Annotated in this window: 13 protein-coding genes; 2 read left to right on the top strand and 11 right to left on the bottom strand. The window is 34.0% G+C overall.

The annotated features are described in order from the left end of the window. Window positions 1-81 precede the first annotated feature (81 nt). Together ACFWV9_RS07645 and ACFWV9_RS07640 are read right to left on the bottom strand one after the other, a co-directional pair. Window positions 82-318: a DUF1456 family protein gene (locus ACFWV9_RS07645; RefSeq protein WP_114299582.1), complete on the bottom strand. Its 237-nt coding sequence runs from the start codon at window positions 316-318 to the stop codon at window positions 82-84. Window positions 319-331: 13 nt separating this feature from the next. Continuing rightward, on the bottom strand, window positions 332-1,144 hold the full coding sequence (locus ACFWV9_RS07640) for an alpha/beta hydrolase (RefSeq protein WP_411894657.1): 813 nt from the start codon (window positions 1,142-1,144) through the stop codon (window positions 332-334). Between the two features lie 138 nt (window positions 1,145-1,282). On the opposite strand from ACFWV9_RS07640, the gene ACFWV9_RS07635 reads away from it, so the two are divergent. After that, entirely contained in the window at window positions 1,283-1,684 is a 402-nt protein-coding gene (locus ACFWV9_RS07635; protein WP_411894656.1) for a TerB family tellurite resistance protein, read from the top strand. 4 nt (window positions 1,685-1,688) lie between these two features. On the opposite strand, the gene uvrB is transcribed toward ACFWV9_RS07635, so the two are convergent. The 8 genes from uvrB to ACFWV9_RS07595 form a co-directional block, all read right to left on the bottom strand. After that, a complete protein-coding gene (gene uvrB / locus ACFWV9_RS07630; RefSeq protein WP_411894655.1) occupies window positions 1,689-3,695 on the bottom strand; it encodes an excinuclease ABC subunit UvrB in 2,007 nt (668 codons plus the stop codon). 35 nt (window positions 3,696-3,730) lie between these two features. Next, a complete protein-coding gene (locus ACFWV9_RS07625) occupies window positions 3,731-8,584 on the bottom strand; it encodes a choice-of-anchor L domain-containing protein (RefSeq protein ID WP_411894654.1) in 4,854 nt (1,617 codons plus the stop codon). A gap of 134 nt (window positions 8,585-8,718) precedes the next feature. Then, window positions 8,719-13,545, bottom strand: coding sequence for a choice-of-anchor L domain-containing protein (locus ACFWV9_RS07620; protein WP_411894653.1), 4,827 nt, complete (start codon window positions 13,543-13,545; stop codon window positions 8,719-8,721). Window positions 13,546-13,781: 236 nt separating this feature from the next. Continuing rightward, window positions 13,782-15,563 (bottom strand): gliding motility-associated C-terminal domain-containing protein, encoded by a 1,782-nt coding sequence (locus ACFWV9_RS07615; RefSeq protein WP_411894652.1) that lies wholly within the window; start codon window positions 15,561-15,563, stop codon window positions 13,782-13,784. A gap of 35 nt (window positions 15,564-15,598) precedes the next feature. Continuing rightward, window positions 15,599-18,061 (bottom strand): T9SS type B sorting domain-containing protein, encoded by a 2,463-nt coding sequence (locus ACFWV9_RS07610; RefSeq protein WP_411894651.1) that lies wholly within the window; start codon window positions 18,059-18,061, stop codon window positions 15,599-15,601. Beyond that, complete coding sequence (locus ACFWV9_RS07605) at window positions 18,058-21,447, bottom strand: T9SS type B sorting domain-containing protein (RefSeq protein WP_411894650.1); 3,390 nt, start codon at window positions 21,445-21,447, stop codon at window positions 18,058-18,060. The genes ACFWV9_RS07610 and ACFWV9_RS07605 overlap by 4 nt, the downstream gene beginning before the upstream one ends. 105 nt (window positions 21,448-21,552) lie before the next feature. After that, window positions 21,553-22,380: an ABC transporter permease gene (locus ACFWV9_RS07600; protein ID WP_411894649.1), complete on the bottom strand. Its 828-nt coding sequence runs from the start codon at window positions 22,378-22,380 to the stop codon at window positions 21,553-21,555. A 48-nt stretch (window positions 22,381-22,428) separates the two neighbouring features. Continuing rightward, entirely contained in the window at window positions 22,429-23,325 is an 897-nt protein-coding gene (locus ACFWV9_RS07595) for an ABC transporter ATP-binding protein (protein WP_411894648.1), read from the bottom strand. 112 nt (window positions 23,326-23,437) lie between these two features. Here ACFWV9_RS07595 and ACFWV9_RS07590 point away from each other — a divergent pair, with 112 nt between their 5' ends. Continuing rightward, entirely contained in the window at window positions 23,438-24,499 is a 1,062-nt protein-coding gene (locus ACFWV9_RS07590; RefSeq protein WP_411894647.1) for a hypothetical protein, read from the top strand. A 3-nt stretch (window positions 24,500-24,502) separates the two neighbouring features. Here ACFWV9_RS07590 and ACFWV9_RS07585 read toward each other — a convergent pair whose 3' ends face one another. Next, the gene (locus ACFWV9_RS07585; protein ID WP_411894646.1) at window positions 24,503-25,018 is read right to left on the bottom strand and encodes an IS1096 element passenger TnpR family protein; all 516 of its coding nucleotides are present in this window, start codon (window positions 25,016-25,018) and stop codon (window positions 24,503-24,505) included. Window positions 25,019-25,037: the final 19 nt, after the last annotated feature.

Here is a 25,037-nt window from a genome sequence, read left to right as displayed (position 1 = left end):
AAATAAAAGTAATGCAATGTATGGGCTATATTCTTAATTGAAAAATCAATCAGCAATTTTTATGAACTTGATAATTAGAGGTTACTTTTTTTGCTTTTTTGGCATTGGACCTCTCAAATGAATGATTAATCCATTAAGAAAATTTCTTAGAATTTGATCACCGCACTCCATATATTTTGGGTGGTCCTCACGCCTAAAGAATGCATTTAATTCGCTTTTTGATATTCTAAAATCCACTAAGGCAAGAATTTTTACAATATCGTCATCCCTTAATTTATGTGCTACTCTGAGTTTTTTAAAAATATCGTTATTAGTCATTTTTCTAAAATTATTAATTTGCGTTATTATGAAGCCATTGGTAAGCCTCTCCAAAATGTTTAGACCAAAACTGCTCGTTATGTTGGCCATCTTTTACAATATTATTTGAAATGTGATGTTCAAGAACACCTTTGGTTTTGAGAAGTTCAATCATTTTTATTTGATTTGGCACCATTGATTCATCTTCTGCTGTACCAACCAGAAAATAAAACTTACTTGTTTTTGGGATATTAGTATTTTCTACAAGCTTATATATTTCTGGGTTAATCCAAAAAGCTGGCGAGAACAAACCGGCCATACCAAATGTATCAGAATGTTTTATGACACCATAGAGTGAAATCAATCCTCCTAAGGAAGAACCGAATAAAGTAGTGTTACTTGGTTGTGGTAGTGTTCTATATATACTGTCAATTTTTGGTTTTAAGGTATGTTTTATAAATGAAAGATAGTTTTCACCTTTTCCACCTCCATACTCGGCGTGACTATAGGGTGTTAACTCATCGATTCTTTTTTCATTTCCGTGTTCAATTCCTATTATAATACTTTCGTTATTGTTTAAAGAGTCTAAATATTCATCAACTTTCCATTCACCAACATATGATGTTTCATTATCAAAGAGATTCTGAGCATCATGCATATAAATCACTGGATAGTGTTTTTTAAAATTCTCATATTTTTTAGGTAGATATACCCAGATTTGCTTCGTTGTATCTAATTGCGGTGCTTCAATTACGAATTTTGTAACTTGTTTAGAAGCAGTACTTTGTGCGGTTATTCTTGTCAAAAAAAGTATGCCAATAATTAATAAAAAACGCTTGAATCTCATGCTATGATTGCTATTTCAAATGATAAACGATTAAAAAACACGACTAAATACACATAATTTTTCGACAAGATACACTATATCTACGACAACAAATTAAAGCACCTTATTAACTTTACATTATAAATAAATCCCTCTAAAATGATTAACCGTGCAGAAAAATTGAGCCTACTTTCTGAGATGATAGCTTTTGCTCAAACAGATGATAATATTAAGACCATTGAATATAATTTTTTATTCAGTATTGCGAAGCAATTAGATATTTCAAAAGAAGATTTTGAGTATTTGTTTCAGCATCCTGTGACTTATGTGCACTTAAAATCACATAGTGAACGTATCGTTCAATTTCATCGATTAGTTTTGTTGATGAACTTAGATCATAAAGTGTCCGATAAACAATTGGTAAAGATTCATAATTTTGGTCTGAGAATGGGATTGAGTCACGAATCGATTAATAGAGTTCTAGACTTAATGGATAGTTTTCCTAATAAGATTGTACCACCAGACTTCTTAATAGATATATTTAAAGTACAATATAACTAAATTGTTATTTCACTTTTAATTTTTCTAACTTTACTTGGTATGCGGTAATTTCATCCCTAAAACGTGCGGCTTCCATAAAATCAAGTCCTTTTGCAGCTTGTTCCATAAGTTTACGTTTTTCCCTAATTTTCTTTTCTAATTGACTCTTGGTTAGATATTCACTTTCTGGTTCTGCGGCTAATTTTGCCTCTAATTCTGTTTTGTATGTACTAACTGAATTTTTAGCCAATGCACTATCTAAACTCTTATTAAGTGCCTTAGGTATTATGTTATTTCTAGTGTTGTAAGCAATTTGTTTTTCGCGTCGGTAATTGGTTTCGTCTATCGTTTTTTGCATGCTTTTGGTAATTTTATCTGCATACATTATAGCCATTCCATTTAAATTTCTTGCCGCTCTACCAACAGTTTGAGTTAATGATCTATGAGAACGTAAAAACCCTTCTTTATCAGTATCTAAAATAGCAACCAAAGAAACTTCAGGTAAATCGAGACCTTCCCTAAGAAGATTTACCCCAACTAAAACATCAAATATTCCTTTACGTAAATCCTGCATTATTTCTACACGCTCTAAAGTATCAACATCACTATGTATATATCTACATCTAATTGAAATTCTACTTAAGTATTTTACCAATTCCTCTGCCATCCTTTTGGTAAGTGTCGTTACCAATGTGCGCTCATCTTTTTCTACTCGATTTTGAATTTCTTCAATTAAGTCATCTATTTGGTTTAAACTAGGACGAACCTCAATAATAGGATCTAATAATCCAGTTGGTCTAATAACCTGTTCTACATAAACACCTCCAGTTTTTTGCATTTCATAATCAGCAGGTGTTGCACTAACATAAATGACTTGATTCTGTAATAGTTCAAATTCTTCAAATTTCAGTGGTCTATTATCCATTGCAGCAGGTAGTCTAAATCCATATTCTACCAAATTTACTTTACGGCTTCTGTCACCACCATACATGGCATGAACCTGTGAAATTGTAACATGGCTTTCATCTACAATCATTAAATAATCATCAGGGAAATAATCTAACAGACAGAACGGTCTTGTGCCTGGAGCTCTCCCGTCTAAGTAGCGTGAATAGTTCTCAATACCTGAACAATAGCCTAATTCTCTAATCATTTCAAGATCAAATTCCGTACGTTCCTTAAGTCGTTTTGCTTCAAGGTGTTTACCTATATCCTTAAAATAGTCGTGTTGTTTTACAAGGTCATCTTGGATATCAACTATTGCATTTTGAAGTACATCTGGTGACGTCACAAACATATTTGCAGGATAGATATTTAATCTATCATAGCGTTCAATGACTTCATTTGTTAATACATCAAATGCTTCAATTTCTTCTATTTCATCACCAAAAAAGTGAATTCTAAACGCATTGTTAGAATAGCCTGGGAATACGTCTACAGTATCACCTTTAATTCTGAAGTTTCCATTTTTAAAATCTGCCTCAGTTCGAGAATATAAGCTTTGAACTAACTGGTGAAGCAGTTTTGTGCGCGAAATTACTTGATCGCGTTCTAAAGTGATAACATTTTTTTGAAACTCTACAGGATTTCCAATACCATATAAGCAAGATACCGACGCCACAACTAAAACATCTCTACGGCCAGAAAGTAGGGAAGAGGTTGTACTCAATCTCATTTTTTCAATTTCTTCATTAATTGAAAGATCCTTTTCAATATAAACTCCAGATACAGGTATATAGGCTTCTGGTTGATAATAATCGTAATAGGAAACAAAATACTCAACCGCATTATTAGGAAAAAACTGTTTAAACTCCGAATATAATTGAGCTGCTAAGGTTTTGTTATGAGCTAGTACTAAGGTTGGTCTCTGTACTTCCTCAATAACATTGGCAACTGTAAATGTTTTACCAGAACCTGTTACACCAAGAAGCGTTTGATATTTTTCATTTTGATTAATACCATTGGCCAATTGATCAATAGCTTCTGGTTGATCTCCGGTAGGTTTAAATTCTGATTCAATTTTAAAACGCATGAGACAAAGTTACGATAAAGAAGGCTCTAAATCAATTAACGCCTAAGGGCAAAATGACCTTTAATTTGGAAAGATTCGCCATTCTGAATTACCTCAGCAATATACCAATAATCGTCAGCTGGCATCAGACTCCCATTAAATGTACCGTCCCAACCAACAGAAGTATGGTTTAGCTCTGTTATTAGTTTACCATAACGATCAAAAATCTGCACTTTTGTACCTGGTAGTGTTTCTACACCAGCGATATGCCAGGTATCAAAATCACCATCTCCATTTGGTGTTAGGTGTTTTGGAGTATCAACAACTAATACTTCTCTAGTAGTTCTGTCACAACCATTCCTGTCTATTACAGTCACTGTATTATAACCAATAGGTACATTATTAAATACATTTGAAAACTGAGGAGTACCGTTATTTAAAATGTACATATAATCACCAATACCATTTATTGTGATTGTTATATTATTTGGGTCTGAGAAATCAATAGTCTCAACAAATTCAATTGAGGCCGATTCTGACTCAGTAACATTAAAAGTACTCGTGTTTTGACAGCCTGTACCATTTGTTACTGTGACAGAGTATACGCCAACTTCTGTAATTTCAATGTTCGAAGAGGTTGCATTTGTAGACCAGAGATATGTGTCTTCAGGATTATTAGTCTCAGCTGAAACAATAAGCGGTGAATTATTTAAACACAACACTTGGTCTTCTATATAAACAAATGGGATTTCGTTGATGATAACTTGAAAATTTGTAATGTCAAAACATCCCGCAATATTGTTTTCCACTCTAGCAAAGATGATATCACCATTGGTTGCAATAAAGTCTGTATCTATGTTATTTAGATTTTCTGAAGCATCAGACTCAGTAGTATAATAACTTACTGAAAATAGATTTGGGTCCTGACCGTTAAGTATTGTAATGCTCTGTGATGCTAGGTCTACTGTTAAAAGACTATCTGTATCATCATCACATTCTATAATATCATTTGGTTGAAACGCAATAGGATTAGGCGTTACATTAAGTGAAAATGGGTGTACGGTATAACATTTTGTTGTACTAAATGACACCCTTGCGAAAAGTATCTCAGTAGTATTTGAATATATATAATTATTGTTTAAAGGATTTTCGTTTAAATCAGCATCTGTTTCATTAGAATGATAAGAGAAATTAACATTAAAATTAAAATCAACTAATAGATCATTTATATCCTCTAAATTAACTGCATTTGATTCATTTTCACAGATATTGAAAATCTCAATATCATTAACTGGAGGTGGTAAATTTATATTAAGATCAAAAGGGACAATTATATTACAACCTGTGGATAAATTTCTGACCTTCACATAAATTGTTTCATCTTCATTGGTATTGGTGTATTGCTCTGGTGTTAGAATGGCGTTAAGCTCATTTTCTGCATCAATTTCAGTTAAATAATAAGTGAAGCCTACATTATATTGCCTGCCATCAAGAATATCTAGCTCAATATCCGTTAAATTCCATTCTAGATTAGTATCAAAATAATTAGCACATTGTGTTAATGATTGATTGAAATTTACATCTGGTAAATCTAAAATATTAATATTGAATGTCTCAATATTGTAACATCCAGAATCATAGTTTTCAATTCTAACATAAAGTTTTTCTGGATTGCTTGTACTAGTGTAGGATAGGTTAGTAGCATTAGTACCGAGATTAGCGTTTAATTCAGTAGTATGAAAACTGATGTTTAAATTATTAGGACTTCCATCAGAGATTTCGATTATTTTTTCATTTAAATTAATTAAATAAGGTCCATTGCCATTTGTTCCACAAATCGCAATGTCAGTTGGTAAATTATAAATGGGTGCTTGTTTTACCTCAATTAGCATTGTTGTAATAGCAGTACAGGTATTTTGGCTTTCATTTTCAATTCTAACATAGATAATCTGAGGATTAGAAGTGTTTTGATAAGGAATGGTCTTATCTATGGCATTTATGTTGTTTAGTGCATCCGTTTCATTTTCAAAATAAAATACTTGCATGCCTATTTGACCATTTATAATTTCAGCATCCCTTTCTTCAAAAATAAAGTCGGCATCTTCATTTATATCCATTTGACACCTTATGAAATCTGGTAATGCTTCAACTTGTGGGTTATCAAAAACTCTAACTTCAAAATCTACAATGGCAAAGCAATTTAAATTAGGCCTTTCTAATCTGACAAAAATTTCTTGAGTTTCAGAATTATAATTTGTTGGATTTGTAATTTCATTTCTATCTCCAAATGCGTCATTATAGGAAGTGAAAAATTCAATTTCAAATTCATCTAATTCTGTTGAAATTGATGGTAAAACGTTTAGTAAATTTAGTGTTGTAAAACCATCTTGATCATCATCGCAAACAATTATAGGTTCAGGTGATTGAAAGTCTAAACTTTCTACAATATTAATATCTAGCGTTGTAATCCAATAACATTGTGTATTACCATTAATTACTCTTGCAAAAAATTGTTGGGAGTTACCAGGAATATCATATGTCTGTTCAATTTCATTTTCATCATTATTTGCATCTTCAAATGTTTCATAAAACTTAACTTGTGGAGACGGTGTGTTTTGCACCATTATATCTCTATAATATCTCAGGTTAACGTTAGTAGTTCCGTCATCAGCATTAAAATTACCACAGGCATCTGCAGTTCTAGGCTCTAGAGTAGGGACATCGTTTAGCCTTAATGTAACTGAAGAGAAGTCAGAGCATTCATTTTTATAATTAATTCTAATATATAATTGAGTGTCAGGAATATTTACGGTTATTGGTATGTTTGGATCGACCGGATTAGTATCATTTTGCTGATCTTCTTCGCTTAGATAATATGTTAATGTTATGTCACCATAATTATCTAATAATTCATCTGTAACATCGATTAAATCAAAATTATAAATACCATCGTTTGATGGGTCATCGCAACGGTTTACAACCGCGTTATCACCAAGAATATTATAGGTTACGTTTTTATGGAGTTCTAACGGAACCACAGACGTACAATAGCCTCCTTGTTCAGCAACAGTCATATAAATGGTAAGTTGAGGATTCGCCATAGTAATTATCGGATCTCCAACAAAAAGAAATGCATTTGTTTGTGATAAAGCATCTTCAGCTGAAGGGAAAAAATTTACTCTTGGTTCCGGTATCCATTCACGTATTTGCTCTATAGCATCATTTAGATTAAAAATTTCTTCAACTAAATTATAGTTTTCATCTATGAATGTACATTTATTGATAATGATTCTATCATCACCAACAAAAGGACTTTCGTTAAACTCCATTGTAAATGGTACTACAGAATGACAACCGTTAAAGTCATCTACAACTCTGGCATAAATAACTTCCGTTTGAGTTGGATATGGGTAAGGTGATGGAATTGCATTTTCATTTAATTCTGCTTCTTCTTCGGTAAAGTGAAATGTGACAGTTCTATTAAATTCATAATTAGCAACCCAAAAATCATAAAATTCAAAATCAACTGCAGAAATTGATGGTATATAAAGTTCTTCACATACTATTATTGGTTCAATTTCAAGTGTATTTGGTGCCGCTTTTATTAAAATATCAAATGTTCCAATTTGAAGACAACTATCATCTAAACTTTCAATCCTAAAATAAATAGATTCAAAATCTTCAGTATTTTGATAAATCCCATTTATTGGGTTGTTATTAGTTTCGGCATCTTCAAGAGAAGTGAAATAACTTATGATATAATTGGTTGATGTAAGGTTGTCGTAAATCTCATCATTTCTTTCGGTAAAATCAAAATCATATATACCGTCACTTGGCGCTGGGTCACACACTACCAATTCAATTATTGGATCTGCCTGTTCAAAACCAAGAACTTCAATTTCAATTGAATCACCCAAAGTACAAGTGCCACCAGCAATAGGTAGTGTTATTTCAAAATCATACGTACCACTTTCTGTGATAAGCAGAGTAGGGCTGTTTGCTCCATTTATTAAGGTTCCGTTTTGATACCATGCATAATTAGCCTGATTATTATTTATATCAGCATCTAAGGTTAAAGCAGTACCACAAACTGCTTGATCTGGCCCGAGATCTATAGCATCACCAAAGCTTTCTGCCTCAATGAATACAGCAGAATCAAAGCGTTGATCAATATGATCTGCGATTACAAATTTAATGTGATAAGTTGTTCCTGGAATAACGCTCGTTGAAGCTGTCAAAACAGTTGAACTAGCATTAAAATTAATACCAATAGGATCATAACCTAAGAAATACGCCTCATTTTGTGCATTACAAAAACCATCAATTTCTGGTCTAATAGTGCTTGTGCTTACTTCAGATATGGTGTTGGGAACCAAAGCAATATTGGTATATGGTTCATTGTTACCAGCTGGCTTAACTAAAACAGCAAAAATATCTCTAAAATTACATGGATAATCTTGTTGGTACTCCTCAGATGCAAATAAATATTTAAATGCTATAAAATCATTCGCTGCTATTAAATCAAATTCAATTGATGTAGCATTTAAAGTCTGGTCTATACCTAGAACATTCAGTACATCTGGATCTGTTTCCCAATTTAACTCTCCCTCACTTAATGATTGAGGGATGAATGAATTACCTGCTGAATTCACACTTCCTGTAGATAAAACTAAACCACTGGCAAGTGGAAAATTTGAATTACCTCTTTCAAAGTATCCATAACTATTTATGTTATTTACTTGTCCATTTATATTTGAGGTTACATTTGAAGTTATCACACAACTTTCACCAATTAAATTGTCTATAAGTTGCTGTGGTTCAAGGGAATTGTTAGTAGAAATTTGTTGCGCAAATCCTAAATATAGGTACGCAAAAAAGAAGAGAAATATATATGCACTTTTCTTTTTCATTAAGGTAACTTCCGAAAATTATAGCAACAAAGAGAGTTGTTTATTCCTTTTTTTTGGAGTTAAAGATAACAAAATGAACCGAAAAGGTTGTTTTAAAGGAGTCCCTAAAACGTTAAATAAACAATAATAAAAGTTTAACGTCTAAGTGCAAAGTGACCTTTTACTTCAAAAGCTTCGTTGCCTTGTTGAATTTTTGCAACAAACCAGTAATCACTTGATGGCATCTTATTGCCATTATAAGTACCATCCCAACCAGGTGTATTAGAGCCGAGTTGTTTTAAAAGTTTACCGTAGCGATCAAAAACACACACAATACTGCCAGGTAAGGTCTCAATACCAACGATATGCCATGTGTCAAAATCACCATCATTATTAGGTGTCATGTGTTTTGGAGCATCAATTACGATTACCTCTTCAGTTACTTCTGAACATCCATTAAGATCAATTACGGTTATGGTGTGATAACCTAAACCTACGTTTTCAAAAATATTAGATTCTTGTGGTTCAAAATCATCTAATTGATAAAGATAATCTCCAATTCCGCTAACTGTAATTGTAATATTGTTAGGATCCGAGAAATCAACTGTTTCTGTCACTTCAATTATTGCCGCCTCAGACTCTGAAACGCTGAATACGCGAGTGTCTTCGCATCCTAAGGCTGTAGTTACGGTAACCCAATAGGTGCCAATATTATCAATCTGAATTTCTGGAGTTGTTTCACCCGTGGACCAGAGGTATTGGTCACTTCCAATATTTGTATTAGCTGAAACAATTAAAGGAAGGTCATCCAAACAAATTACCTGATCTGGAAGGTCTATAATAGGTAATGGATTAATAACTACTGAAAACTGATCAATAGTATAACAACCTGTGTTATTATTTTCTAGTCGCACATAAATTATTTCACTATCAAAAGCCATATAATCAGTTTCTAATGATGATACATTTTCAATGGCATCAGATTCATTGTTATGATAACTAATAGTATATTGTGAAGGACTGAGTAACCCTAGAATGTCATTGTTTTGTTGAGTTAAATCAAATTCAAACAATCCATCAAAATCATCATCACATGATACCAAATCATTTATCTGATTGACTGTTGGTGCTTCATTCACATTTAGATTAAACTCATAAATCGCATAACAATGAGTTGTTGTAAATTCCACTCTTGCAAAAATTGTATCAAAGTTTGTTTGGTATGTATAATTGGTATCTAGTGGGTTTAGTTGTATTTCTGCATCACTTAAATTTGAATAATAACTAAACTCAACATTAAAGTTAGAATCAGTTATTACCTCATTAATTTCATTTAAATTGAAGCTACTGGTGTCATTTTCACAAATATTATAAACTTGAAAATCATTAATAACAGGTGGTAGATATATGATTAATTCAATAGGAACAGCTACAAAACAGTTAGATATTGTATTTGTAACCTTAATGTATACTGTTTGTGGATTATTATTGTTTGTAAAATTTTCAGGGTCAGCTATCTCATTTGTATGATTTTCTACATCATTTAAAGATCTGAAGTAGGCTATTTCTATATTATCTTGTCTTACATCTAAAATATCAAATTCAGCCACAGTTAAATCAAAAATTGTTGATCCATCATAGTCTGTGTCACATTGTACTATTGGTTGAGAAGGATTAACTTCTGGTACTTGTATTACATTTAAATCAAATGATGTAACAGAGTTACAAATAGTTCCATTATCTATTTGAACATAGATTTGTTGTGGGTTTACAGTATTTGTAAATTGCTCAGGTAAGGGATTAATACCGTTTTCTGCATTAAACTGTGAGGTATAAAAAGTAACATTTAAATTTCCTGGAATACCTTGAGTGATTTCATCAATTTTGGCCGTAAAGTCGAAAGTTTCAAACCCATCATTAGAAGTATCGTCACAAACAAACCAGTCTGTAGGAATGTTGTAAGTTGGATTTGTGCCAACTTCAATAATAAAATTTGAAGTACCATAACAATCCTGATCTGATAAATTTTCTACTCTTGCAAAAATTGTTTGCGGATTACTTGTGTTTTGATAAATATTATTCTTGTCTATGGCATTTACACGATTGTCTGCATCATTTTGGTTTAGGTAGTATAATACTTGTTTGCCGGTTTGTCCGTTCAGTATTTCAGTATCTTTTGTGTTAAAAATAAAATCGCCAAAACCGTCGCTACTATCCTCACATATTTTATAATTACTAATATGATTAAAAACAGGAAGCGTATTCACTATTATTGATAATGTTTCAACCGAATGACAACCTGTAACAGTATTTTCTACTCTTATAAAGACTGATTGTGTTTGTGCATTATATGAAGTAGTGTTGTTAATTTCATTCGTTCCATTATCAGCATTTTGTTGACTACTATGAAAACTTATTGTGCGTTCATTAGTGTCACTAACAACCTCCGAAATTACTCCGTTTAAATCAACAATTGAAAATGCATCTTGATCATTATCACATATAATTATTGGAGTTGGTGTAGTGGTTATAGGTGCTTCTAAAACTGTAATATCAAACGCATTTACGTCATGACATCCAGTATCTAAAGACTGTATCCTAGGGTAGACTGTGAATGGATTTGAAATATTTGTATAGAAATTTGGTAATGCATTAGTGTTGGAGTCTGCATCACTTTCAGACAAGAAATATGTTACTCCAAAATTAGCCTGTCCTTGAGTTACTTGACTATCATATTGAGATAGATCTACAGTAGTAAAACCATCTTGATCTTCGTCACAAACGGTCTGATTGTTAATTGGGTCAAACTCCTGTACGGGCACTAGTATTAAGCTAATTTCTGCTACGTCTTGACAAGTTGTGCTTTCCAGTCTTATGTAAACGGTCTGAGGATTACTTGAAGGAATAAATGGAACTGATTGATCAATTGCATTAATGTCATTATCCCTATCGTTTTCGGTCTCATAGAATTCTACAGTAACATCATCAAGGTCGTTTATAATACCATCTGCAATATTAATCATATCAAATTCTTCAACACCATCATTGTCAACATCACAAAGTGAAACATCGGTAATATTTGTACCAGTTAATAATAGGTTAGAATGCAATTCTATTGGAGTTACCGTAGCGCAACCACTAGTATTACTTTCCACTCTAATATAAACAAACTGTACATCTTGGTCTACATTGCTATAGTCTGTACTATTGGTTATGGGGTTTGCACCAGATAAAGCATCGTTATATGAAACATGGAATGTAATAGTTACATCCGTTAGTCCTTGCAATACATCTGGTATTACCTCTGTTAAATCAAATTGGGCAAATCCATCATGATCAGGATCGCAGGCATCTATGTAATGATCATCTGTATTAATAACAGGATTGTCTAAAACACTAATATCTAATGTTGTAGTACTTAAACAACCCGTTTGAGGATTTTGAACACTCACAAAAACCGTTTCATTGGTATTTGTATTTACATAAGGCATTGGTAAAGGGTTGCTACCTGTTGATGCGTCGTTTGCGGTACTATGGTAGGTTACCACCAAATTATTTTGGCCACTCGTAATTTCATTATCTTTTATACTTAAATCAATTGTAGTAAATCCATCTACCGTTTGATCGTCACAAACATCCAAAGGTGTGGGATCAATAATATTCGGCATTTCATTTACAATTAGATTAAAACTCGAATATGCTAAGCAACCATTATCAATATCTTCTATTCTAACAAAGATTGATTGCGGATTTGCAGTATTTTGAATAGATCCTGAAATGGCGTTATTTCCATTAACAGCATCAGCACTAGAAACATGGTAAGATATACTATAGTTACCTGTAGGGACTGATCCCAAAACTTCTGTGTCTTTTGTAGATAAATTAAATGTTTCTACGCCATCATTACTACTATCATCACAGAGTTCGTAATTTGTTATTGGATCCGCAGATTGAGTAGAACTTAAGGTAATATTTATATCATCTTCAATCAAACAAACTCCGTTAGGCAATGGTATTTCAATTTCTACTCTGTAATTTCCAGTTTGAACGGCATCAAAGATTGGTGCGTTTGCACCAGGAATAGTCGCATTATTATAAAACCATGAGTAAGTAGCTTGTGAGTTTTGAATATCACCATTCAGTACTATATTACTTGCACATGTCTGAATATCGTCTCCCAAATCAACCGAAGCATTAAAACTACTCCCTTCTATAAAAACTGCGGAGTCATAGTTCTCATCTGTTTGGTCTGCTATAACCAGTTTTATTTGGTATTGTACATTGGGTTGAATTGTTGCAGAGGCTGACATTACTGTGGTCCTGCCATTAAAATTTGTATCTCCTAAATTATAGCCTTCAAAAAACTGACCGTTTGAAGCACTACAAAACCCAACAATTTCATCATGTACTGTATTTGTGTTTACAGGTATGGCTGTGCCAGGTACTAAAGCAATATTAGTATATGGATTACCGCTACCGGCTTCTCTAATTAGCAAGGCGAAACCATCTGAATATTGACAAGGAAAATTTCCAAAGTATTCTTCTGACGCAAGAATGTAGTTAAATTGAATTTGGTTTGAAATAGACACAAAATCAAATTCAATAGATGTAGCATTTAAAGTACCAGATATACCTAATGCTGTTTCTAGATCCGTATCTGTGGTCCATGTATCGTCACCTTCATTCAAGACTGCAGTGTTTTGTCCATTTCCTGCGGATAGAGCATCACCTGTGGTGAGTACGATTCCATTTTCGAACGGAAAAGAAGAACTCGCTCTTTCAAAATAGCCAAAGCTTCCTAGTCCAGAAACATTTCCATTTATTGGTGATGAGATGTTAGATACTTCCACACAACCTTGAATAAGAGTATTTTCAACCAAGCTTTGAGGTGAAATAGTATTATCTACTGTAATCTGTTGCGCAAAAGTTAGAGTGCTGAGCGTACAAAAAAGTATGAGGATAATGCGGTTAATGCGATGCATAGATTTCGGTTAAGTTTAAAGTGTAATTAGGTTAATTTGGGGCTAAGACTAAATTCTACTTTTAATGTGCGCGTTAAAGTATGTCTAATTCAGATTAAATACAAAAAAATACGATGAAATACAATAAACGTTAACATTTATCACCTGTTTATGCAAAAATTGATTGATTTGAAGGCTAATTCCGTTGCTTTTATATCTAAAATGAAGAATTCAGATACTAAGTTTAAAACTAAATATTAGTAATTAACATAGACCCAGCCAACCATTGATTCAAAGTTTGGATCGTTTAAATTAAGAACATAAAAATACGTGCCAACCGGCACAACTTTACCATTTGCATTTATCCCTTTATTTACCTCACCATTCCAGAGTTTATCATTATTACCTCTAAATATCAGGTCTCCATATCTATTGAATATTAAAAGCTCGTGCTCCGTGAATATGTCGTAAAGACCCTGTATGTTAAACCAATCATTAGCATTATCATCATTAGGTGAAAATCCATTTGGAACAATAGGTGGACAATTCTCAACACTTAGACTAAATTGATAGATTACGTAACAAGGAGGACTAACTAATCTAACAAAAACAACTTCTGGATTTGAGGTATTATTATAACTGGTTGGGATTAGTATTTCATTTGATTCATTTTCTAAGTCTTCAATACTTTGGAAAAAGGAAATATCTTCTTCATTAAATTCTAAAGATTCTAATGCCTCAAATAAATTAAAAGTTGAAATTTCAAATCCTTCATTACAACCCACCAGTTGAGGCAGCGGAATAATATCAGGTATTATAAGTAATTCAATATCTTCAAAAGTGATATTGTTGTCTTCATTTGTTTCTGTAATGGTTCCATTCATTTCTCCATCATCATCTACAATACCTACAATGGTTAATTCTGAGTCTGATTCTTCAGGAATATTTACTATAATAGAATTGTTTTCACTGCCATTTATCGGTATGTTATTTATGGTTTCACTTTGTCCAATTAAAATTCCATCTAAGTAAAACGCAATTGGTGTATTTGCAGGTAAAATAGCTGTGCTATTAAAGTTGTTTACAGTATAAAAAAGTTCTACACTATTATCTCCACAATTAACCAAATTACCATCAATACTCAATGTAGCATCTGGTAACTGACTATTTAAAACTGTGATTATATTATTTATCATCACAAAGTCTTGACCAGAAGTTAAGTTTATTGTTGCTAAGGTATCACCAATCGATATGTTGTCTTGGATATTGTAAACGTCAATATCCATATTAAAAAGATTAGTGGCACCAGTAAATGAATTAGTGCCATTAAAAGCATTATTTACAGGATTCAGCGGTAGATTGCTTATTACATTTCCATTGATGGTTAATTGTTCATTTACGGCCAAAGTACGGTCTCCTTCCCATGCTATAAAACCGATTTTAGCATCTTCATTATCTAATACATTAAGGTTGTCTAGTGTAATATTTAACGTAGTTGGTACACTTTGCAAACCGTCATAGACGTTTAGTTGGTTTAGTGGTAGATTATCGTCTTGATAGATGACCGTAATTGCCCAGCCACCAAAATTTGTTCCTGTTGGGCAGTATGGAGGGATTATGTTGGTTAGATCAAAATCAGATATAGTATAACTTGTATTGCCTTCTATAAGTACTTGTTCAGTAATATCCGCAAAAGCAGCAAAAAAGACACGGCTACTATCTAATGCATCACTAAAGGTTCGTTGGGCGTTAATTTCTGTCCCATTAAGCAATATGTTGAAATCTCCACTACCAGATCCAGCCCAGTATAAATATGCCGCTACAATATTTTGATTTAGCATTAAATTAAGCGTTGCTGATGATGAAGTTTGAATGGTACACGGAGTTCCAGGACCATTTTCAAAACTATTTAAGGTATTTCCTATAGCTGTATAATCATATCGACCATTAAATTGTTGAAATAGTGTTACGTCTTGTGCAAATAGAGGAGTAGATACACCAAACAAAAGAAAAATTATTATGTATTGAAACTGTTTCAAGAACGATAGTTTGGTATAACTAAGTTACATATTTTTTAACGCTTCAATGTAAAATGACTGGTAAAGCTCCTGCCATCCTGCAGTTTTACACTGAACCAATAGTCTGAAGTAGGCATTTTGTTTCCGTTGAATGTACCGTCCCAACCAGGTCCGAGGGGATTAAGTTCCTTGATCAATTTGCCGTACCTGTCGAAAATAAGGATTTTAGAGTTGGCCTGAAACTGTTCGCTGATGCCAAAGACCTGCCAGAAGTCGTTGTTGTCGTCACCGTTTGGCGTAAAGTATTTTGGGAAGCCTATAACCGAAACAAGATCCTCGGTGATGCCACAGTTGTTCTTGTCCCTTACATAAACCGTATAGAGCCCTGGTTGAACATCCGTAAACATATTGCTGTCCTGGTAAGGTCCGTTAATATTGTCCAGCGCATATTCGTAATCGCCTTCACCACTTACAAAAACCGTAATGGAATTGTTACGTGTAGCATCTACCACCTCTATATCCGTGATAGTTGCAATATTGGAAGGCAGTACCGTAATGGTCCTGTCCTTAAAGCATCCATTGGAATTGAACACACGTACGGTATAATTGCCTGGCTGGTTCACTTCTATGGTTGTGGTATTTTCTCCTGTGGACCAATCATAACTGTAGTTGCTTGGTGAATCATTGATGATACCACCATCCAATAGGATCGGATCTGGGAAGAAGTTGAGGCAGTAAAGTGCTTCGGTCTGTGTCTCTATATTTGGAAGTTCAAATACGGTAAGGTCAACTTCGCTGATACCGAAGCAAGCATTGTCGTTCTCGACCCTTGCATAAATGGTCTGGTTGTATGCAATGTTGTTTGTAAAATTATTTCCAAGAGGGTTGGCCTCGACCAAGGCATCGTTATAAGTTTCATAATAGACAACATCTAGACCTATAGGAGCACCAGCAAGCACTATACCATCGGCATCGGAGAGATTAAACGATACGAATCCGTCTTCTTGTCCGTCATCGTCACAGGCCTCAAGACTGGCATCATTGGTTGCTGTAACGCTAACCTCTAGAGAGACCTGGCTGAAGTTAAGACAACCTGTTGCAGGATTCTCCACACGAGCAATAATCACTTGCGGATTGACAAAGTTCTCAAAGGCATCACCATCGATAGGGTTGGACTGTGAATCTGCATCTGATTGAGAAAGATAGTATTCTACACTGATCTGGTTGTTTCCACCAGTGATGTCTCCAAGAAGCTGGTTGATATTGAAAACGGTAAAGCCTTCCGGTATGCCGTCCTCATCGCACTGCAATACAGAAACGTCGTTGGCCTCTGGGATTTCGTTGACCCTTATATTGAATGATGTGAAACCAATACAACCAGTGTCTAAATCTACAATTCTTACAAAAATATCAGTAGGGGTAAGCGTCGGATTATCATATAAGGTTGGCAAGGGACCATTAGCATTTTCAGCATCCGCTAAGCTTAAATAGTAAGTTATATCATAATTTACTACACCAATATTTTGAGTAATCTCCTGAGATTTAATATCAAAATCAAAAGTTGCGATACCATTGGTTTCATCTCCATCTGAATCATCATCACAAATTTCAAATGCTGTAGGTTGATTGAAGTTTGTTAAAGCAGTAACGTTTATGTCAAATTCATTCAATATATAACATCCTGTGGTCGTATTCTCAATTCTAATAAAGACCGTTTGGGTAAGTGGAAAGCTGTTAAAAATGTCCCCTAAAGGATTAATATTTATATTGGCATCGTTTTCTGTTGTGTGGTAACTTACTGCAATATCACCTTGACCATTTATAATATCTAAAGTTAGTCTTGTGAGATCAATTTCTGTAATGAAATCGTCATAAGGTGCTTGGCTATCACAAAAATCTAAATCTGGCAATTCGGTAACAAATGGACTACTTAATAATGGGTTTGTTGGATTATCAGGAAAGGTAGCTGTTCCTGTCCATTCCAATGAAAAAGGACTATTACCTATTGGTCTGTCTATGACGATAAAATAGCTTTCTCCTGCAAGTACATCTATAGCGCTTACAAAACTATTACCATTTGGGCCTGGTCCTTCTGATGTGTCTGTTTCGGTTGTATTTAAACCAGTAAGATTATTACCTTGATTTGCAGCTGAAGGATTGGTAGTTGAACATCTTATAGCCTGACCAATATTACCGCATGTAACATCAGGTCCAAAAATAAAAAAGTCATAGTCTTCAGTTATACTTGTACTACCTGGTGTTAAAGTAAATGCTAAGGTTCCTGAATTTGCAATATTAACCTGTAACCATATGCTATTATTCTCTTGGCTAGCACAAGTATTTGAACCAGATAATTCTTGTGTGCCGATTCCACTCACGTCCAGACTTAGGCTGGAATTTCCACAAATTGTAATTACATTTTGACAATCGTTTGGTGCTTGTCCATAGGTGTTAAATCCAGTGATAATGAATATAAATGAAGTTAAAATAGATTTAGGTAGCAATGTTCTAAATATCATCTTTTAAGTGTAAAGTGACTTGTAAAGCTCCTGCCATCCTGCAGTTTTACACTGAACCAATAGTCTGAAGTAGGCATTTTGTTTCCGTTGAATGTACCGTCCCAACCAGGTCCGAGGGGATTAAGTTCCTTGATCAATTTGCCGTACCTGTCGAAAATAAGGATTTTAGAGTTGGCCTGAAACTGTTCGCTGATGCCAAAGACCTGCCAGAAGTCGTTGTTGTCGTCACCGTTTGGCGTAAAGTATTTTGGGAAGCCTATAACCGAAACAAGATCCTCGGTGATGCCACAGTTGTTCTTGTCCCTTACATAAACCGTATAGAGCCCTGGTTGAACATCCGTAAACATATTGCTGTCCTGGTAAGGTCCGTTAATATTGTCCAGCGCATATTCGTAATCGCCTTCACCACTTACAAAAACCGTAATGGAATTGTTACGTGTAGCATCTACCACCTCTATATCCGTGATAGTTGCAATATTGGAAGGCAGTACCGTAATGGTCCTGTCCTTAAAGCATCCATTGGAATTGAACACACGTACGGTATAATTGCCTGGCTGGTTCACTTCTATGGTTGTGGTATTTTCTCCTGTGGACCAATCATAACTGTAGTTGCTTGGTGAATCATTGATGATACCACCATCCAATAGGATCGGATCTGGGAAGAAGTTGAGGCAGTAAAGTGCTTCGGTCTGTGTCTCTATATTTGGAAGTTCAAATACGGTAAGGTCAACTTCGCTGATACCGAAGCAAGCATTGTCGTTCTCGACCCTTGCATAAATGGTCTGGTTGTATGCAATGTTGTTTGTAAAATTATTTCCAAGAGGGTTGGCCTCGACCAAGGCATCGTTATAAGTTTCATAATAGACAACATCTAGACCTATAGGAGCACCAGCAAGCACTATACCATCGGCATCGGAGAGATTAAACGATACGAATCCGTCTTCTTGTCCGTCATCGTCACAGGCCTCAAGACTGGCATCATTGGTTGCTGTAACGCTAACCTCTAGAGAGACCTGGCTGAAGTTAAGACAACCTGTTGCAGGATTCTCCACACGAGCAATAATCACTTGCGGATTGACAAAGTTCTCAAAGGCATCACCATCGATAGGGTTGGACTGTGAATCTGCATCTGATTGAGAAAGATAGTATTCTACACTGATCTGGTTGTTTCCACCAGTGATGTCTCCAAGAAGCTGGTTGATATTGAAAACGGTAAAGCCTTCCGGTATGCCGTCCTCATCGCACTGCAATACAGAAACGTCGTTGGCCTCTGGGATTGGGTTAATTATTAAATTAAATGCTCTTGTTCTAAAACAAGTTGTATTTAATGTGTTTTCAGCTCTAATGTATATAGTTTCATTAAAAGCATCAGTATTAATGTAATTTAATGCAATAGGTGAATTGCCCATATCAGCATCGTCTTGTGTAGAGTGAAATGTAACATTGACTTGAGAGGCGTCTTGTTGGCCAAGTATATTTGGAATTAACGTATTTAAATCAATTTCTGCAACACCATCGGTTGGGTCACCAAAACTATCACAAAAAATTTCGTCATTAATATTTGCAATTTGTGGCGTATCAAATACATCAATTTCAAACGTATTTATGTCGAAACAATTGGCATTATTAATATTGTCTACTCTAACATAGATGGTTTGTGGATTTGAAATGTTATTGTAGGGTAGGGTAATTTTGTTTTCTTTATTTGTTGCATCATCAAACGATTCGTAATAACCAACAACAAATATTGAAGGGTCTTGATTTAGCAATACTTCCTGATCTTTATTACTAAAAAGAAATTCAGTGACACCATCATTAATGTTATCATCACATAGTGTGACATCAGTTAAAGGATTTGCAACGGGTATTTCAAAAATACCAACCACAGCACTGCCTTCAATAGGACACTCACCATTATTAGGTTCAATAAAAACTTCATAAAACCCAGGTGTATCCACAAATAATTCTGCTTGATTATTTCCGGCAATAGGTACTCCGTCAAATGACCACACATAATCAGCACCTGGTAAATCGTCAGCTTGTAATGTGTAAGAATCTCCAGTACATAGTTTCAATTCTGTTGTGCTGATACCATTTCTTATAATATCAGTTTGAGAGTTAAATAAGGATTGAATAAATGGTGGTAAGCCAATACGACTAGTATTTAATCCTACAGGATTAGTACTTAAAAACACACCTTGTTCATTATAAACCACATCGTCCCCATCAGCTTCAGGATTTTCTATAACGCCTAAATAACGTGATACATTGTTATCGCCATTAAAGCTGAATTGAGCACGGTAAATGCGTCTGTCAATACCTAATTGAAGGGCACCTGCACTTATAGTATTTGAAGTATGAACAATTTTTATAGAGTTCGGAATATTAGTACTTTCTAAATCCCATTGAAGAACTTGACTAGTCCCACCACCTCCTGGGCCAAAACCAATAGTTGCATATACTTTTCTGTTTTCTGCCGAGAATTCTACACCATAAGGGCTGTCATTATTTTGAGCACTGTATAATTCTAAAGAATTTGACACGACACCAGTATCATTATTAAAATCAAATAAATAAATTCCTCCTCCAGCATCTTCACTTAATACGGTAGATTCTCCAAAATTGGCTGAAACAAGTTTGGTTCCATCAGGTGAGGCTTTTAAATAACCTAAAGCATTACGTCTGTATCCCTCAACTGGGATATTTGGACCAACTGTTGAGGTTACAGGAGTCGTATTAACACCATTTTCATCTATTTTAAAGGCATAAAATGTATCGCCAAAATGTGTTAAAACCCAGAATGAAGAACAGTCGTCTGCGCGCACAGCGGTAATTTTTTCAGAACACTTCAATTCGCTTTCAAGTTGATTTGTTGTATCATAGGTAACTAGTGGAATATTCTTTTCAACAGCATCTACGGCTCCTAATCCGCCATCGTCTAAAATATTAATTCTAGAGTACATAAATCCGTCATTTATACCATCATTGGCACTCATAGTTGGGAATGCCGAGGTATTGTTATGATGCGGTTCATCTACTGTAAATAAGTAATAAAAATCTGGATCTTGAGGTTTAGGTACAATAAGGCCAGATGAAGTACTTGAGTCATCTCCTTTAAGACCTGTACCGTTAAGCATTAATTGATGATTTCTATTCCAAATGGTGCTTCCGTCAGAATAGAACAATAAGTTTCCATCCGTATCAGAAATAGATGTACAGCCTTCTAGTGTATTTAACTGACCATCTGTAACTGCAGTTACAGTACCTAAATCAGCATCAAAACGTACGCCTGCATTTTGACCAAAATACCAATAAGAAGCTTCATTCTGAGCTAATAATTGAGCACAAGCAAATAAGAAAATAAATAATAAAGGTATTCTCTTCATAACATCTTTAGCGTACTAGACACAAAAACATACTAATTAACAATAAGAACTTAAACTCTTATTCTTAGTATGTTGATTTTTTTATAGCAATAGCTATCAAAGATATTATAAATCTCTCTTTTTTAATAATCGATAGGATAAAAAGATGAAAAGCGCTGTCCAACCTAATACGACTGCAATTTCGTACCAATGCACTGCATAGTCATAGGCGATGTCTGTTTTCTCTGGAAACTTGGTCATAACTATACGTTGAATAGGTTGATCTATAAGCTTATACATTGATTCTAAAGGTAACAAATTCTTTACTTTAAAAGCATTATCAGCACTACCTAATGCTTCATAAGCTCCCCAAAATATTAACCATTCAAAAATGTACAATACAAATAAAAATCCTAATGCAAACGCAGATCGTTTTAATAACATTCCGAAGAACAAACACAAACTAAAGAATCCAACAAGTTTAACAAAATAGGCTAATAAGAACTCAATCTCCCTAAATATAATTACAGCTTCCGTATAACTTGAATAGTAAAGCCCAATTAAGAAAGTAGCCACACCAATCAATACAGTTGCACAGAGTGAAAAGAATACAATAGTGTAAAACTTTGAAAGTATAAACTCTTTTTTACTCAGTCCATCAATAAGGTTCTGCTTTAGTGTTTTGTTGCTATATTCATTACCAATCATACTCACTACAACTATAGCAAAAAAGAACTTGAAATAAGACGCAAAGAATGTCGTAATATGCCAAATAATCGGGAAATTAAATATGCCCAATTCACCAAGTTCTAAGGTGAAAAACCCGAAGAAATTTATCTTAATTGAGGATAATACTAAAACAGTAAATGGTAATATAAAGGATACAAAAATTAAGATGCGACTCACCTTGTTGAGCCATAATTTTTGTAGTTCTAATTGTATAAGACGTAACATATTATTGCTTGGTTTACTTCAAATTTTTTGAAGTTGATTTTTAATTGATTATTTGTCGTCGGTTAATTGCAAGAATTGCTCCTCTAAACTTTCTTTTCGTTTTACTAAATGTGAAAGTGTAATGCCTTTGTCAAACATTAATTTATTGAAATCTGAGGCTGACATTGGCTCGTTTAAAAAAGCTGTGATTAAATCCTCTTCAACCTTTACATTTCCAAAATTTTTGTGGTTTTCAAGAAGTTCGAAAAGTTCATCGTGTTTTTCTGATTTTAACTCAAAAAAACCATGACTGCTAATCATTTCATCTACACGGCCTGAATACAATTTTTCACCTTTTCTAAGTACTACAACATGAGAGCAAACTTTTTCTACTTCATCCAATAAATGCGAAGCCAATAAAATTGTTGTTCCATCTTTGGCAATGTCCTTAATAATTTGTCTAATTTGATGAATTCCCTGTGGATCTAGACCATTTGTAGGCTCATCTAAAATTAAAATGTCAGGATCGTTAAGCAAAGCAGAGGCAATAGCCAAACGCTGTTTCATACCAAGTGAGTAGGTTCTGAATTTATGATCTTTTCTATCAAAAAGGCCTACGACTTTTAACTTGTCTTCTATTTTACTTACATCAACGCCTTTAATTTTGCAAACCAATTTAAGGTTTTGCTCAGCCGTCATATAAGGATAAAAATTTGGTCGCTCTATAATTGCACCAACTTGCTTTAAGGCATCGTGAGTTGAGGTATTGCCATCGAACCAGTGAAAGTCTCCACTCGTTCTATTTACAACGTTCAGTACTATACCCAAAGTAGTAGATTTGCCACTACCGTTTGGTCCTAAAATACCATAAACATTGCCTTTGTTAATAGTGAAACTTAAATCTTTAACGGCTGTTAAATAACCGAATTTTTTAGTAAGATTATTGATTGATAAGATTGGTTCCAAATTGTGATTGATTTTAATGCTGATTTTAGATCAGCAAAAGTTGGTTATGAAGGTAAGACGATTGAAGCATTTATTTGTTACAAATTTTAAATAAAAGGTTTAAATTTAACCAATGGCAGACGATGTAAAAATATCAAAAAAGAAACCCTCATATCCTGTGTCAGAAAGGTTAGATGCTTATTTAGCTAAATACAGGAGAAATATAGATTTACCCATTTTTTATTCTGATTTATTACGTTTTCAAGGGTCGGTAGTTGTGTATGACGATAATGATGAAGATACCTTATGGATTAGGGTTTATTATAGCGATTCTGATAGAGAAGAAATAGATCTTAGCTTAAAAAAAGTATACTCCTACCTTGTATCTGATGGTGGTGATTGGATTTTAAAATATCTAAGCGTTGATGCTATTGACTACTGTACTTTTGGTAATTCTAAGCCATTTAGAGTAAAAGTAAGGAATATTTTAAACGATAACTACACATACTTTTACATAAAAAAGGCAGATGCTTCTAGAATATATGGTTTAGAATTAGAACATATGTTGTCACCATATGGCCTCAATTTTTTAGTATGTAAAAACACATTGATTGAGGAGCATATTGCAGGGATTCCTGGTGATGAATTTATTAAGAATAGTTTAGATGATCGCACAGAGTCAGAAAAAGCCCAAATAGCAAAAGAATTCATCAAATTTAATGAACGTTGTACAATTACATTATTGGGTGATATGCGCTCTTATAATTATGTTATTATACCGATACACGATTTTGACCAAGTCGTTTTTAAGATACGAGCTATTGATTTTGATCAACAGTCTTATGAGGGTAATTTAAAAATATATATGCCACAATTCTTTAAAGAGAATTATAAAATGGTAAAGATGGTACAAGATAGAATACAAGAAGAGTCTATTGAGCAATACAAGCTAGAAGAACGTTCTATTGTTGCAAAGCGTATTATTAGTTATAAAGATCGATTGAGTGCCCTGTTAAAATGTATGCGGTCTGATGAGCTTTCAGTAGAAAAGCATATCAATCAACTTAAAGAAGAAATTTATAATTATTCACTAGATAAGAATTTTAGAACCTGTACATCTATGGGAGATATAGTAAAGAATATCTTAGATTTTGTAAAGCGAAATTACGAGAATGTAAGTACTAGTAGATTTTAATTTTTAATTCCAATTTTCATCAAAATCTAGGTCAGTGTAGTCATCTGCATCAACGTCATCTTCAAATTCATCAAAGGCGTCATCGCTCTCTGCTTCAAATGACTTCTCTGGTGCCTCATCAGGTATTTGTCCGTGTACAAACATTAAGTTTGGATAATCCGTCCCTTTTGCTTCATCAACAATTTCAGCAAGTTCTACATAGAAGGTCCACATACTTAGAAAATCGTAAACATAAATCAGTTTTGGTGATGCTTCATGCACAACATCTTTAATGATAGTCTGATTCATTACCCTAACCTCATTACCAGCTTCGCTCATATCGAACATAGCAATCTCTTCACCTTGATTCCATTCGTCATCAGTAATGTAGAATGAAGCCATTTCCATACCATCAAAACCAAAGGATTGTGTAATGATATTATGAAGATCTTCCATAGTATCTGTTTCACGTATTTCTAAATCACGGAACACATCATCTTCGGTGTCATTATCTAATATGACTCTAAATCTGTAAATCATTTTGCAAAGTTAATTCAAT

This window comes from Winogradskyella sp. A2 (assembly GCF_046762865.1).
In the GTDB taxonomy this organism is placed as follows: Bacteria; Bacteroidota; Bacteroidia; order Flavobacteriales; family Flavobacteriaceae; genus Winogradskyella.
This window is presented reverse-complemented; position numbering and strand designations above follow the sequence as displayed.